The sequence below is a fragment of the Streptomyces sp. NPDC088732 genome (assembly GCF_044751205.1).
Classification (GTDB): Bacteria; Actinomycetota; Actinomycetes; order Streptomycetales; family Streptomycetaceae; genus Actinacidiphila.
The window spans coordinates 165,796-179,883 of sequence record NZ_JBIVLI010000004.1; the positions used below are offsets into that span (position 1 = coordinate 165,796).

The 14,088-nt window shown below is 71.6% G+C and carries 13 protein-coding genes; 9 read left to right on the plus strand and 4 right to left on the minus strand.

Features of this window, described 5'->3' with window-relative positions; all coding sequences use genetic code 11:
- Positions 1–93: 93 nt before the first annotated feature.
- The 7 genes from ACIP9H_RS08665 to ACIP9H_RS08695 all read left to right on the plus strand — a co-directional run bounded on the left by ACIP9H_RS08665 (position 94) and on the right by ACIP9H_RS08695 (position 8,421).
- Complete coding sequence (locus ACIP9H_RS08665; RefSeq protein ID WP_401958341.1) at positions 94–1,296, plus strand: amidohydrolase; 1,203 nt, start codon at positions 94–96, stop codon at positions 1,294–1,296.
- A 154-nt stretch (positions 1,297–1,450) separates the two neighbouring features.
- A complete protein-coding gene (locus ACIP9H_RS08670) occupies positions 1,451–2,503 on the plus strand; it encodes a BMP family protein (RefSeq protein ID WP_401580996.1) in 1,053 nt (350 codons plus the stop codon).
- Between the two features lie 224 nt (positions 2,504–2,727).
- Positions 2,728–4,311 (plus strand): ABC transporter ATP-binding protein, encoded by a 1,584-nt coding sequence (locus tag ACIP9H_RS08675; RefSeq protein WP_401581171.1) that lies wholly within the window; start codon positions 2,728–2,730, stop codon positions 4,309–4,311.
- Entirely contained in the window at positions 4,308–5,423 is a 1,116-nt protein-coding gene (locus tag ACIP9H_RS08680) for an ABC transporter permease (RefSeq protein ID WP_401580995.1), read from the plus strand. Before ACIP9H_RS08675 ends, ACIP9H_RS08680 begins: the two co-directional genes overlap by 4 nt.
- Positions 5,420–6,709, plus strand: coding sequence for an ABC transporter permease (locus tag ACIP9H_RS08685; RefSeq protein WP_401580993.1), 1,290 nt, complete (start codon positions 5,420–5,422; stop codon positions 6,707–6,709). The genes ACIP9H_RS08680 and ACIP9H_RS08685 overlap by 4 nt, the downstream gene beginning before the upstream one ends.
- Positions 6,706–7,128: a cytidine deaminase gene (locus ACIP9H_RS08690; protein WP_401580991.1), complete on the plus strand. Its 423-nt coding sequence runs from the start codon at positions 6,706–6,708 to the stop codon at positions 7,126–7,128. Before ACIP9H_RS08685 ends, ACIP9H_RS08690 begins: the two co-directional genes overlap by 4 nt.
- A 15-nt stretch (positions 7,129–7,143) precedes the next feature.
- The gene (locus ACIP9H_RS08695) at positions 7,144–8,421 is read left to right on the plus strand and encodes a thymidine phosphorylase (RefSeq protein WP_401580989.1); all 1,278 of its coding nucleotides are present in this window, start codon (positions 7,144–7,146) and stop codon (positions 8,419–8,421) included.
- A gap of 94 nt (positions 8,422–8,515) precedes the next feature.
- Here the strand turns inward: ACIP9H_RS08695 and ACIP9H_RS08700 are convergent, their stop codons facing one another.
- Complete coding sequence (locus ACIP9H_RS08700; RefSeq protein ID WP_401580987.1) at positions 8,516–9,799, minus strand: MFS transporter; 1,284 nt, start codon at positions 9,797–9,799, stop codon at positions 8,516–8,518.
- 64 nt (positions 9,800–9,863) lie between these two features.
- Here ACIP9H_RS08700 and ACIP9H_RS08705 point away from each other — a divergent pair, with 64 nt between their 5' ends.
- Positions 9,864–10,844, plus strand: a complete 981-nt coding sequence (locus ACIP9H_RS08705) for a LysR family transcriptional regulator (RefSeq protein WP_401580985.1) — start codon at positions 9,864–9,866, stop codon at positions 10,842–10,844.
- Here ACIP9H_RS08705 and ACIP9H_RS08710 read toward each other — a convergent pair.
- Together ACIP9H_RS08710 and ACIP9H_RS08715 are read right to left on the minus strand one after the other, a co-directional pair.
- Positions 10,831–11,031 (minus strand): DUF5999 family protein, encoded by a 201-nt coding sequence (locus ACIP9H_RS08710; RefSeq protein WP_360902044.1) that lies wholly within the window; start codon positions 11,029–11,031, stop codon positions 10,831–10,833. The genes ACIP9H_RS08705 and ACIP9H_RS08710 overlap by 14 nt on opposite strands.
- Positions 11,032–11,152: 121 nt before the next feature.
- The gene (locus ACIP9H_RS08715; RefSeq protein ID WP_401580984.1) at positions 11,153–11,932 is read right to left on the minus strand and encodes a dienelactone hydrolase family protein; all 780 of its coding nucleotides are present in this window, start codon (positions 11,930–11,932) and stop codon (positions 11,153–11,155) included.
- A 389-nt stretch (positions 11,933–12,321) separates the two neighbouring features.
- Between ACIP9H_RS08715 and ACIP9H_RS08720 the strand changes: the two genes are divergently transcribed.
- Positions 12,322–12,873, plus strand: a complete 552-nt coding sequence (locus ACIP9H_RS08720) for an excalibur calcium-binding domain-containing protein (protein ID WP_401580982.1) — start codon at positions 12,322–12,324, stop codon at positions 12,871–12,873.
- Between the two features lie 49 nt (positions 12,874–12,922).
- Here ACIP9H_RS08720 and ACIP9H_RS08725 read toward each other — a convergent pair whose 3' ends face one another.
- Positions 12,923–14,038, minus strand: a complete 1,116-nt coding sequence (locus ACIP9H_RS08725; RefSeq protein ID WP_401580980.1) for an adenosine deaminase — start codon at positions 14,036–14,038, stop codon at positions 12,923–12,925.
- Between the last annotated feature and the right edge of the window lie 50 nt (positions 14,039–14,088).

Consider the following 14,088-nt stretch of genomic DNA (forward strand, 5'->3'; position numbering starts at 1 on the left):
TTTACGGCGATCCAGCGATCGGGAGTGCAGATGCGGTCTAGCCTGTCGGAGGTGAACGACTCACCCTCCGAACCCTCCGGAACCCCTGTGTCAGTGGCCCCAACCGTTCCTGCCGCGCCGGACGACGCCCTTCTGGGTGTGCTCCCCGAGCGCCTGCGGACGGAGCTCGTGGCGTTCCGGCGGGATGTGCACATGCATCCCGAACTGGGCCGCCAGGAATTCCGTACGACGGCCGCGGTGAAGGCCCGCCTCGAGCAGGCCGGTCTCAAGCCGCGCGTGATGCCGGGCGGGACGGGCCTGATCTGCGACATCGGGGACACGGACCCGGAGCGGCCCCGGCTGGCCCTGCGCGCCGATCTGGACGCGCTGCCGATCCCGGACACCAAGCGGGTCGACTACCGGTCGACGGTCCCCGGCCGGGCGCACGCCTGCGGCCACGACGTGCACACCACGGTGGTGCTGGGCGCCGGCCTGGTGCTGGCGGAGCTGCTGCGCGAGGGCAAGCTGCGGCGGCCGGTGCGGCTGCTGTTCCAGCCGGCCGAGGAGGTCATGCCGGGCGGCGCGCTGGACGCCATCAAGGCGAACGCGCTGGACGGCGTGGGCCGCATCCTGGCCGTGCACTGCGACCCCAAGGTCGACGTGGGCCGGATCGGATTGCGGCAGGGGCCGATCACCTCCGCGGTGGACCGCCTGGAGCTCTCCCTGGACGGCGCGGGCGGTCACACCGCCCGCCCCCACCTGACCACCGACCTGGTGACGGCCACCGCCAAGATGGCCACCGAGCTGCCGGCCGTGCTGGCCCGCCGGGTGGACCCGCGGTCCGGGATGAGCATCGTGTGGGGCCGTATCGAGGCCGGCCACGCCTGCAACGTCATCCCGCAGCACGCCGAGCTGGAGGGCACGGTCCGGTGCCTGGACCTGACCGCCTGGCACGAGGCCCCGGACCTGGTGCACGAGGTGATCGACCAGATCGCCGGCATGTATCGCGCCAAGTGGGAGCTGACGTACCACCGCGGGGTCCCGCCGGTGGTCAACGAGCACGACTCGACGGAGCTGCTGCGCGACGCGATGACGGCCCGCTACGGCGCGCACACGGTGGAGGACACCGAGCAGAGCCTCGGCGGGGAGGATTTCTCCTGGTACCTGGAGCAGGTGCCGGGCGCCCTCGCGCGGCTCGGGGTGCGTCCGGTGGGGGACAATTCCAAGCGTGATCTGCATCAAGGTGATTTCGACGTCGACGAGGGCGCGATCAAGGTCGGGGTGGAGCTGTTCACCTCCGCTGCGCTGCTGGCATGACGGTGGGTGACCCGGCTGACACGGCCGGGTCACCTGGCCGAAATGCGTCGATCCGATAACGGGCCGCCAACCCCCCTTTACCTGACATCTACGCGCGTTAAGCTCCGGGTTAAGCCAGCGCCGGACGGGGCGCTTCTAGTGAAGGGGTACCCTCTTGCGCCGGGTAACCAAGTTCGCCGCCGCGGGTATAGCCTCCGCGGCCCTCGCGCTCACCGCGACCGCATGCGGCAGCAGCTCCAAGGACAGCGACAGCGACAGCGCCAAGAGCGGTGCGCTCAAGGTCGGCGTCGCCTACGACGTGGGCGGCCGTGGCGACCACTCGTTCAACGACTCCGCCGCCGCGGGCCTGGACAAGGCCAAGACGGACTTCGGCATCGAGATCAAGGAGCTCACCGCGAAGACCTCGGACACCGAGGCCGACCGCGAGCAGCGCCTCGAGGACCTCGCGGACGCGGGCTACAACCCGGTCATCGGTGTCGGCTTCGCCTACGGCGACTCGATCAAGGCCGCCGCCGCCAAGTACCCCAAGACCACCTTCGCGATCGTCGACTCCGTCGTGGACGCCAAGAACGTCGACAGCATCACCTTCACCGAGGAGCAGAGCTCCTACCTCGCCGGTGTCGCCGCGGCCCTGAAGACCAAGGACAACAAGGTCGGTTTCATCGGCGGCGTCGACATCCCGCTGATCAACAAGTTCGAGGCCGGCTTCCGCCAGGGCGTCACGGAGACCAACCCGAAGGTCACGGTCACCACCCAGTACCTGACGAGCGGTTCCGACCTGTCCGGCTTCTCCGACCCGGCCAAGGGCAAGGCGGCCGCGCAGGGCATGCTCGACAAGGGCATCGACGTCGTCTACGCCGCGGCCGGCTCCTCCGGCAACGGCGCGATCGAGGCCGTCGCCGGCAAGACCGGCGCCTGGGCGATCGGTGTCGACTCCGACCAGTACGCGCAGACCGGCCTGGTCAAGTACCAGAAGTCGATCCTGACCTCCGCGCTCAAGAACGTGGACGTCGCGGTCTACGACGCGGTCAAGTCCGTCAAGGACGGCTCCCCGCTCACCGGCACCCAGACCTACGACCTCGCCAAGGACGGCGTGGGCCTGGCCACCAGCGGCGGCTTCATCGACGACATCAAGTCGCAGCTGGACGCGGCCAAGCAGAAGATCGTGAGCGGCGACATCAAGGTCGACACGACCGTCAAGAAGTGACGCCCGGTCTCCTCTGAGTCACGGTCGCGAGGCTCGGTGGGGGATAGCCCAGGCTCTCCCTCACCGGGCCTCTCGCCTGCGTTCCGCCCGATTTCGGTCCCTGTGGTTTCTGTTCTGACTCGCACCACTATGGATCTGGCAACGCTACGCGCATAGAGCTTTTTCCTCGCGGTACGTTCGCCACACCCGCCCCGCCCCGCTCTTTTCCGCGAGGAGAGTGCGTCATCAACGCGTCCAGCCCCCCCAGTCCCCATGCCGTCGAACTGCGCGGCATCACCAAGCGATTTCCGGGTGTCGTGGCCAACCACGACATCGACATCACCGTCCGCCGAGGCACCGTGCACGCCCTCGTGGGTGAGAACGGCGCCGGCAAGTCGACCCTGATGAAGATCCTCTACGGCATGCAGAAGCCGGACGAGGGCACCATCACCGTCGACGGCGAGAACGTCACCTTCCACGACCCGGGCGACGCCATCGCCCGCGGCATCGGCATGGTGCACCAGCACTTCATGCTCGCCGACAACCTGACGGTCCTCGAGAACGTCGTGCTCGGCAGCGAGAAGCTCCACGGCATCGGCGGCCGCGCCCGTGCCAGGATCAAGGAGATCTCGGACGCCTACGGCCTCGGAGTGCGGCCGGACGTCCTGGTGGAGGACCTCGGTGTCGCCGACCGTCAGCGTGTCGAGATCCTCAAGGTCCTCTTCCGAGGCGCCCGTACGCTCATCCTCGACGAGCCGACGGCGGTCCTGGTCCCGCAGGAGGTCGACGCGCTCTTCGACAACCTGCGCGGTCTGAAGGCCGAGGGCCTCACCGTCATCTTCATCTCGCACAAGCTCGGCGAGGTGCTCTCCGTCGCGGACGAGATCACGGTCATCCGGCGCGGCACCACGGTCGGTTCGGCCGACCCGAAGAGCACCACGCCCAAGCAGCTCGCGGAGCTCATGGTGGGCAGCGAGCTGCCGTCGCCGGAGACCCGCGAGTCCACGGTCACGGACGTCCCGATGCTGACCCTGGACGGTCTGCACCTGTCGGAGACCGACCTGGAGGGCGTCGAGCGTGTCGTCCTGGACCGGATCTCCCTGACCATCCACAAGGGCGAGGTCCTGGGCATCGCCGGTGTCGAGGGCAACGGCCAGGCGGAACTGGTCGAGGCGATCATGGGCATCCTCCCGCCCGACGCGGGCCGGATCACCCTCGGCACCACCGACATCACCGGCCTCCCGACGCGCAAGCGCCGCGAGGACGGCATCGGCTACATCCCCGAGGACCGCCACCGGCACGCGCTGCTGCTGGAGGCCCCGCTCTGGGAGAACCGCATCCTCGGCCACGTCACCGAGCGCCCCAACAGCAAGGGCGGCCTGCTGGACCCGGCCGCGGCGCGCCGCGACACCGAGCGGATCGTGCGCGAGTACGACGTCCGCACCCCCGGTATCGAGGTCACCGCCGCGTCGCTGTCCGGCGGCAATCAGCAGAAGCTGATCGTCGGCCGGGAGATGAGCCACCAGCCGCGGCTGCTGATCGCCGCGCACCCCACCCGGGGTGTGGACGTCGGTGCCCAGGCCCAGATCTGGGACCAGATCCGCGAGGCCCGCCGCGAGGGCCTGGCCGTGCTGCTGATCTCCGCGGACCTGGACGAGCTGATCGGCCTGTCCGACACCCTGCGCGTCATGTACCGCGGCCGCCTGGTCGCCGACGCCGACCCCGCCACCATCACCCCGGAGGAGCTGGGCTCCGCGATGACCGGCGCCGCCGCCGGCCATCTCGAGCACGAGAACGGCGACGCCGCGCACGGGGGAGAGGACCGATGAAGAAGATCGACAAGGAGCGGCTGCTCCTCGGTGTCGCCGCCCCCGTGCTGGCGATCGTCGCCTCGTTCGTGATCACCGCGCTCGTGCTGCTGGCCACCGGCAAGGAGCCCTTCGGGGCCTTCGGCACGATGATCGACTACGGCTTCAAGAGCGACAGCCAGGTCGAGATCATCAACAAGGCGACCACCTACTACATCGCGGGTATCGCGGTCGCCGTCGGCTTCCGCATGAACCTGTTCAACATCGGCGTCGAGGGCCAGTACCGGCTGGGCGTCTTCTTCGCCGCCGCGATCGGCGGCGCGGTGACCCTGCCGAGCTTCCTGCAGATCCCGCTGATCATCGTGGTGGCCATGGTGGTCGGCGGCGTGTGGGCCGGCATCGCGGGTGTCCTGAAGACCACCCGCGGGGTCAGCGAGGTCATCGCGACCATCATGCTGAACGCGATCGCGCTGTCCATCGTCGGCTACTTCCTCAAGGCCGGCCGGCTCGGCCATCTCGACAAGGCGCAGACCTCGGTGTCGACCACGCCGCTGCCCTCCTCCGGCCACCTGTTCAACTTCGACATGGGCGAGGACATCGGCCAGATCTACGGCTTCGTCGTCCTCGCCGTGATCATCGGAGTCGGCTACTGGTTCGTGCTGGGCCGCACCCGCTTCGGCTTCGACCTGCGCAGCGTCGGGATGTCCGAGAGCGCGGCCACCGCGAGCGGTGTCAGCGTCAAGCGCATGGTGGTCATCAGCATGCTGATCTCGGGCGGCCTGGCCGGCCTGACCGGTCTGCCGCTGCTGCTGAACGACGTGCACGCCTACGGCGCCGACCTCTTCCCGGCCGGCATCGGCTTCACCGGCATCTCGGTGGCGCTGCTGGGCCGCAACAACCCGGTCGGTGTCGCGCTGGCCGCGCTGCTGTGGGGCTTCCTGGAGCGCGGCTCCGGCCGCCTGGAGTTCGACGGCTACGACAAGGAGATCGTCGGCGTCATGCAGGGCGTCATCGTCCTGTGCGTCGTCATCGCCTACGAGCTCGTGCGCCGCTACGGCCTCAAGCGGCAGCAGCAGAAGGTCGGCGAGCAGCTCGCCGCCCAGGCCCGCACCAAGACGGAGGTGACGGCGTGACCGCCACGACGACCCACACCCCGCCGCCCGCGGCTCCCAAGGCGGCCGGCACCAAGGGCCGCAAGGTCCGCCTCTCCTTCCCGATGATCCTGCTGGTCATCGCCGGCGCGCTCGCGCTGGTGTCGGTCGTGCGGATCGTCACGGGCCAGGACCAGCTCACCGCGCAGGGCCAGATCACCGCGGCCCTCGGGCTCGCCGTGCCGATCGGCCTGGCCGGTCTGGCCGGTCTGTGGTCCGAGCGCTCCGGCGTGGTCAACATCGGCCTCGAGGGCATGATGATCCTCGGCACCTTCTTCGGTGCCTGGGCCGGCTGGCAGACCAACCCCTGGATCGGCGTCCTCGCCGGTGTCGTCGGCGGTGCGGTCGGCGGTCTGGTCCACGCCGTCGCCACGGTCACCTTCGGCGTCGACCACATCATCTCCGGTGTCGCGATCAACATCCTGGCACTGGGCGCGACGCAGTACCTCGCCAAGCTGTGGTTCACCAACGGCGAGGCGGCGGCCAAGGGCGGCAACCCCAAGCAGTCCCCGCCGGTCGACTCCCTGCCGTCGTTCGACATCCCCGGGCTGTCCGACTGGCTGGCCGGCATCGAGAAGCACGGCTGGTTCTTCGTCTCCGACCTCGCGGGTGTCATCGGCGGCCTGGTCACCGATGTCTCGGCGCTGACGATCATCGCCGCCGTGCTGTTCGTCGGCAGCTTCTACCTGCTGTGGCGCACGGCCTTCGGGCTGCGGCTGCGGTCGGCCGGTGAGAACCCGGTGGCCGCCGAGTCGCTCGGCGTGAACGTGTACCTGTACAAGTACGTCGCCGTGATCGTCTCCGGTGCCCTGGCCGGCCTCGGCGGCGCCTTCCTGGCGATGGTGCCCACGCACATCTACCTGGAGGGCCAGACCGGCGGCCGCGGCTACATCGGTCTCGCCGCTATGATCTTCGGCAACTGGCGGGTGGGCGGACTCGCCGCCGGCGCCGGGCTGTTCGGCTACTCCGACGCGCTCCAGCTGCGCAACGGCGGTCCCACCGTCCACGCGCTGCTGCTGCTCCTGGTGATCCTGGTCGTGCTGCTCGGCGCCTGGAAGCTGTGGAAGCGGCACGTGTGGCAGGGCGTGGCCAGCCTGGCCGTCGGCGCGCTGGTGCTGGTCTGGTACCTGGTCACCGACGAGGTCCCGGCCGAGTTCGTCGGCGCGACCCCGTACGTCGTCACCCTGCTGGTGCTCTCCCTGTCGGCGCAACGCCTGCGCATGCCCAAGGCTGACGGTATGCGCTACCGAAAGGGTCAAGGAAAGTGACCGCCACCGCGGGCCCGGTCGACCCCGCGGGGGTCGACTGGGAGCACCTGCGGGCACAGGCCCGGGACGCCATGTCCCGGGCCTATGTGCCCTACTCCCACTTCCCGGTGGGTGCGGCCGCCCTGGTCGACGACGGCCGTGTCATCGCCGCGTGCAATGTGGAGAACGCCAGCTACGGCCTCGGCCTGTGCGCCGAGTGCGGGCTGGTCTCGCTGCTGCACGCGACGGGAGGCGGCCGGCTCACCGCGTTCACCTGCGTCGACCGCAACGGCGACCAGCTGATGCCGTGCGGCCGCTGCCGCCAGTTGCTGTGGGAGCACGGCGGCCCCGATCTGCTGGTCGAGATGTCGGACGGCATCCGCACCATGCGGGACGTCCTGCCCGACGCGTTCGGCCCGGACGATCTGACCAACCGTTAAGAAGGTACGTGAATCATGGACGCCATTTCCGTCATCCGCACCAAGCGCGACGGCGGCCGCCTCGACGACGAGCAGATCGACTGGGTCATCGACGCCTACACCAAGGGTGAGGTCGCCGACGAGCAGATGTCCGCGCTCGCCATGGCGATCCTGCTCAACGGCATGGACCGGGCCGAGATCGCCCGCTGGACCGCGGCGATGATCAACAGCGGCGAGCGCATGGACTTCTCCTCGCTGCCGCGCCCCACCGCGGACAAGCACTCCACCGGCGGCGTCGGCGACAAGATCACGCTGCCGCTCGCGCCCCTCGTGGCCGCCTGCGGTGCCGCCGTGCCCCAGCTGTCCGGCCGGGGCCTGGGTCACACCGGCGGCACCCTGGACAAGCTGGAGTCCATCCCCGGCTGGCGGGCGCTGCTGTCCAACGAGGAGATGCTGCGGGTCCTGGGCGACACCGGCGCGGTCATCTGCGCGGCCGGCGACGGCCTCGCCCCGGCCGACAAGAAGCTGTACGCGCTGCGCGACGTGACCGGCACCGTCGAGGCGATCCCGCTGATCGCCTCCTCGATCATGTCGAAGAAGATCGCCGAGGGCACGGGTTCGCTCGTCCTGGACGTCAAGGTCGGCTCCGGCGCCTTCATGAAGAACCTGGAGGACGCCCGCGAGCTGGCCTCCACGATGGTGGGCCTGGGCACCGACCACGGTGTGCGCACCGTCGCCCTGCTCACCGACATGGCGACCCCGCTGGGCCTCACCGCGGGCAACGCCCTGGAGGTCCGCGAGTCCGTCGAGGTCCTGGCGGGCGGCGGCCCGGCCGACGTGGTCGAGCTGACCCTCGCCCTGGCCCGCGAGATGCTCGACGCGGCCGGCCTGACGGACGCCGACCCGGTCAAGGCGCTGGCCGACGGCTCCGCCATGGACGTGTGGCGCCGCATGGTCGCCGCCCAGGGCGGCGACCCGGACGCGGCACTGCCCGTCGCGCGCGAGCGGCACGTGGTCACCGCCGAGCGCTCCGGCGTGCTCACCGGCCTGGACGCCTACGCCGTCGGCGTCGCCGCCTGGCGCCTGGGCGCCGGCCGCGCGCGCAAGGAGGACCCCGTGCAGGCCGGGGCGGGCGTGGAGATCCACGCCAAGCCGGGTGCCGCGGTCACGCAGGGCCAGCCGCTGCTGACCCTGCACACCGACACCCCGGAGAAGTTCGACTACGCCCTGGCGGCCCTGGCCGGCGGCGTCGAGATCTCCCCCGAGGGCACGGCGTTCACGCCGCGCCCGATCGTGCTGGACCGCATCGCCTGACGGTCACGCCCGTGCGGCGCAGGGAGCGGGACCGGTGGACGTCCACCGGTCCCGCTCTCTTCCCCTCCGCTCCCCTCCGCGTGGGGTGCGCCGCTCAGCCGGCGGTGCGCAGCGCCCGGCCGCGGTGCTCGGCCACGGCACGCCGCGTGGCATGGAGGGTGATCGCGGCGACGCCCAGGACCGCGGCGAGGCAGAGGACCACCGTGCCGTCCCAGCCGGCGGAGTGGAAGGCGGAGGCGCCCAGGGTGCCGCCGAGGCTGTTGCCGATGTAGTACGCCGTCAGATAGAGGGCGGAGGCCTGGGCGCGGCCGGTGGTGGCCGTGCGGCTGACGGCGCCCGAGGCGATCGCGTGGCCGGTGAAGAAGCCGGCGGTGATCAGCACGAGGCCGGTGAGCACGGCGGCGAGGGAGCCCGCGAGGCTCAGCAGCAGGCCTGTGGTCACCAGGCCCGCGGCGACGTACAGGGCGCCGCGGCGGCCGATGCGGCCGTGCAGCACACCCGAGGCCGCGGAGGCGGCGGTACCGACCAGGTACACCAGGAAGATGAGGCCGATGGCGGTCTGGGAGAGGCCGAACGGCGCCTCCCCGAGCCGGTAGCCCAGGACGTTGTAGACGGCGCCGAAGACCGCCATGAAGAGCAGCCCGATGACGTACAGACGGCGCAGCAGCGGCGTGCGCAGATGGTGCCCGACGGTACGCAGGAGGGCCGCCGGATTGACCGGCCCGGGACGGAAGTTGCGGGCGGGCGGGATCAGCACGCGGAAGGCGGCGGCGCACAGCAGCGCCATGGCTCCGGCGGCGAACAGCGCGGTGCGCCACCCGAAGGCCTGGGCGACGGCGCCGGTCAGGACCCGGGAGCTCATCCCGCCGATGCTGTTGCCCGCCACGTACAGGCCGATCGCGGAGGCCACCGCCTTGGGGTGGATCTCCTCGGCGAGGTACGCCATCGCCGTCGCGGGCAGTCCGGCCAGCGCCACGCCCTGCACGGCGCGCAGCACGACGAGCGTGGTGAGGTCCGGGGCGAAGGGGATGACCAGGGCGAGTGCGGAGGCGCTGAACACCGAGGCCGTCATCACCGCCGTACGGCCGTACTTCTCGCTGAGCGCGCTCACCGGCAGCAGGGCCAGCGCGAGTGCCGCGGTCGTGGCGGAGACGGTGAGGCTGGACTGCGCCGGGGTGAGGGAGAGGCCGGCGGAGAGCGCGGGGAGCAGGGCCTGCGTCGAGTAGAGCAGGGCGAACGTCGCGAGACCGGCGGCGAACAGCGCCGCATTGGCGCGGCGGTAGCCGGGTCCGCCCGGACGGAGAGCGGTGGCGGAGGCGGTGGCGGAGGCGGCGTCCGGCCGTGTCACGGCGGACGCCCCTGTATCGGCAGGAGGCATGTCCCCCACGCTAGGACCGGCCCGTTTCATGCGTCCAATGCACGGACTGGCCATAATCGTTCCCATGACGCATGAAGCGAGGTCAACGGCTCCGGTTCCGTCGCCGAGTGACGCGAGCGACATGCGCGCGGAGCTGGACAGCGCCTCCTGGGCGGCCGTACTCGCGCCCCGGCTCGCGCAGTTCGCGGCGGTCGCGCGGCACGAGCACGTGACACGGGCGGCGCGTGAGCTGGGCATGCCCCAGTCGACACTGAGCCGGGCCATGGTCCGGCTGGAGATCGATCTGGGCGTCACGCTCTTCGCCCGCCAGGGGCGCACCGTGTCGCTCACCCCCGCCGGCCGGGGCTTCCTCGCCTCCGTGGAGCGCGCGCTGGCGGAAGTGGAGCGGTCGGCGGAGTCGGCACGCGCCGGCGCCGACCCGGCCACCGGGCGCGTCGCCTTCGGATTCCTGCACACCCTCGGCTCGGAGACCGTACCGGCCCTGCTGCGCGAGTTCCGCGTCGACCACCCGCGGGTGCGCTTCCAGCTCGTGCAGAACTACAGCGAGGCGATGCTGGCCGGGCTGCGCGCGGGTCAGCTGGACCTGTGCCTGACCTCACCGGTGCCGGACGCGCCCGATCTGGTCACCCGGCGGCTGGACGAGCAGCGGCTGCGGCTGGTCGTCCCCGACGGCCACCGGCTCGCGGGACGGCGCAGGATCCGGCTTGCGGAGGCCGCCGGTGAACTCTTCGTCACGCTCGAACCGGGCTACGGGCTGCGCCGGATCGCCGACACACTGTGCGCCGAGGCCGGGTTCACCCCGCGGGTGGCCTTCGAGGGCGAGGAGACCGAGACGCTGCGCGGCCTGGTCGCCGCGGGCCTGGGGGTGGCACTGCTGCCGCCGCCGCTGGTGCCGCGTCCCGGTGTGGTGGAGCTGACGGTGACGGCGCCGCGCGCGGTGCGCGAGATCGGGGTGGCCTGGCTCGGCGGTCACCCGGACACGGCGCCGGTGGCGGCCTTCAAGAAGTTCCTGATCGGGCGGCGCGGCAGGCTCATCCCGGGGTGAGCAGCGTGTCCGTCGGGCGGCGCGGATCGACCACCCGGCCGTCGGGCAGGATCTCGCCGGTGTCCTCGAAGAGCAGGACGCCGTTGCACAGCAGACTCCAGCCCTGCTCGCTGTGGGACGCCGTGGCCAGCGCCGCCTCGCGGTCGGGAGCGTCGGCGGACGGGCATTGCGGCTGGTGCAGACACATGACGGACCTCGCTTTTCCACCGGCTGCCGCGATGCTCCCCCGCCCCCCTGACACCGGCCGTACGTCCGTACGGCGCGCAGGCGAACGCCGGGACAGCTCTTGGTGCCGGGGAGAGGCCTGTTCAGTGCAGCGGGGCGCGGCCGAACCCCGCCGCCAGCGGCATGCGCAGGCCGAGCGGGGGAGGGGCGGCGAGCGCGTCGGCGACGGGACGCGCGAAGGACCGCCCCAGCAGCGTCCCGAGGACGAAGTCGGCGGCCAGGGCGGAGACTTCGGAGCGGTGCTCGGTCAGCAGGTGGCCGTCGGAGTGGACCTCGAAGCGGCACACGTCCCGGTTGACCTTCTTGGCGCGTTCGGCGAGCCGGTAGGACAGGTCGGGGTGGGTGGAGTGGTCGTTCGTGCCGTGCACGATCATCACGTGACGGCCGATCAACTGCTTGACGGGGTCGGGCTCCAGCGCGTCGGGCAGCCAGGGCGCTATCGCGACCACGGAGTCGACGGCCGTGTGCCCGGCCGCGCGCAGCGCCGCGCGGCCGCCCATGTCCATGCCGACCAGGGCCACCGGCACGTCGCCGTAGCGCTGCACTACCTCGTCCACGGCCCACTCGGCGTCCTGCGCGGGGTGGGCGTGACCGCCGTTCCAGCCGCGGAAGCGGTAGTGCACGACGTGCACGGCCAGTCCCTCGCCGCGCCCTGCCGCCCGTACCAGCCGCCGGGCCAGGGGCACCATGGCGGCGGCCGCCACCGGCGAGCGCCGGCGCGTGCTCAGCGCGCTGCCCCCGGGCAGCACGAGTACGGCGGCCCGGACCGTGTCGTCCGATTCCCGCCGTGCCGCCGGGGTCAGCCCCGGTGTGACTCTCTTTCCCAACCGCGCACCACGCACCGGTAAAGCTTGCGAAGCCATGGCGTAACCATGGCAGACGGGAAGGTGTGCACGACCTGGCCGGGAGGTCAATATTCAGCATCATCCACAAGTTCTACGCGCGTACGGCTGTGCCGGGTCCGCCGCCCTCCGGAGAGGACGGCCGCCCGGCGCGGCATTGCGTCACGTACCGGTGGAACCCGGACGCGGCCGCCTTGTTCGCGCGAAACCCGGTGGTGGCGCCTTCCGTTGTCGTAGCCTCTCGCTACTGTGTGCTTCCTGTGAAGGGGGAGTGGCGGCCTTGTGTCGCCCGGTTGTTCCCCGGCACGCGTGCCGCCCGGTCCCTTCGGGAGCGTGAGCTGGGGTTCGACGCCCCGGCCGGGTGCCATGCGGACAGCGCTGTCCGCAGGGGTATGGGGAGGGACAACCGAATGAGCAACAGCCCGCAGCAGCCGCAGGGGTGGGGACAGGGGCCGCAGCAGCAGGGATGGGGCCGGCCGCCCACGCATCCGTACGACACGTCCGGGGCGCCGCGCGTACCGGACTCCCGGCCGCTGCACCGGCGCAAGCGCGTCTGGTTCGCGGGGATCGGGGTGTTCGTGTTCGCCGTGGTGATCACCGCCGCGGCCACGGGGAACGAGGCCGGCCAGGCCAATGCGACGGCGAAGGCCGCCCCGACGGTCACGGCGAGGGTCACCGTCACCGCGACGGCCACGGCCACCGTCACCGCGTCCCCCGAGCCCGGCCCGACGGTGACCAGGACCGTCACGGCGAAGCCGCTGCCCCGGGTGACGGTGACCAGGACCGTCGAGGCCGCCTCCGGGTCCGGCGGTGGTGGCAGCGACAGCGGGGGAGGCGGCGGCAGCGCCTACTACGCGAACTGCACCGCGGCCCGCGCCGCCGGGGCCGCCCCGCTCCACGTGGGCGACCCGGGCTACCGCAGCGGGCTCGACCGCGACAGCGACGGAGTCGCCTGCGAGTAGCCGCCCGCGGGGGCCGGGACGGTCCGCGTCCCGGCCCCGGGCCGGCACGTCACCCCTGGAACAGCCACTCGCTGCGCAGCGCCGAGTAGCCCGGCTTGATCACCTCGTCGATCAGCGCCAGCCGCTCGTCGAACGGGATGAAGGCCGACTTGAGCGCGTTGATCGAGAACCACTCGAAGTCCCGCAGCGTGTACCCGAACGCGGCCGCCAGGTGCTCGAACTCCCGGCTCATGCTCGTCCCGCTCATCAGCCGGTTGTCGGTGTTCACCGTCACCCGGAACCGCAGCCGGCGCAGCAGCCCGATGGGGTGCTCCTCGTACGAGGACGCCGCGCCCGTCTGGAGGTTCGAGGTCGGGCACATCTCCAGCGGGATGCGCTTGTCCCGCACGTACGACGCCAGCCGGCCCAGTCGCACCGAGCCGTCGTCGGCGACCTCGATGTCGTCGATGATGCGGACGCCGTGGCCGAGCCGGTCCGCGCCGCACCACTGGAGCGCCTGCCAGATCGACGGCAGCCCGAACCCCTCGCCCGCGTGGATGGTGAAGTGGAAGTTCTCCCGCTGCAGGTACTCGAAGGCGTCCAGGTGGCGGGTGGGCGGGAAGCCCGCCTCGGCGCCCGCGATGTCGAAGCCGACCACGCCCGCGTCCCGGTACCGGATCGCCAGTTCCGCGATCTCCTGTGAACGCGCCGCATGCCGCATCGCCGTCAGCAGCGCCCCCACCCGGATACGGCGGCCGTCCTCGCGGGCCCGCCGCTCCCCCTCCCGGAAGCCCTCGTTGACGGCCTCGACGACCTCCTCCAGGCCCAGGCCGCGCTCCACGTGCAGCTCCGGAGCGAACCGCACCTCCGCGTACACCACACCGTCGGCCGCGAGGTCCTCGGCGCACTCCGCGGCGACCCGCACCAGGGCCTCACGCGTCTGCATCACGCCGACCGTGTGCGAGAACGTCTCCAAGTACCGCTCCAGCGACCCCGAATCGGCCGCCTCGCGGAACCACACCCCGAGCTTGCCGGGGTCCTCCTCCGGCAGCCCCTCGTAGCCCGAGGCGCGGGCCAGGTCGACGACCGTCCCCGGCCGCAGGCCGCCGTCCAGATGGTCGTGGAGCAGCACCTTCGGCGCGCGCCGGATCTGCTCAGAACTCGGGATCACGCTCTGGCTCGTCATTTCCGCACTCTAACTCCTACGCGCATAGAACGGACTCCGATCCGGCCTCG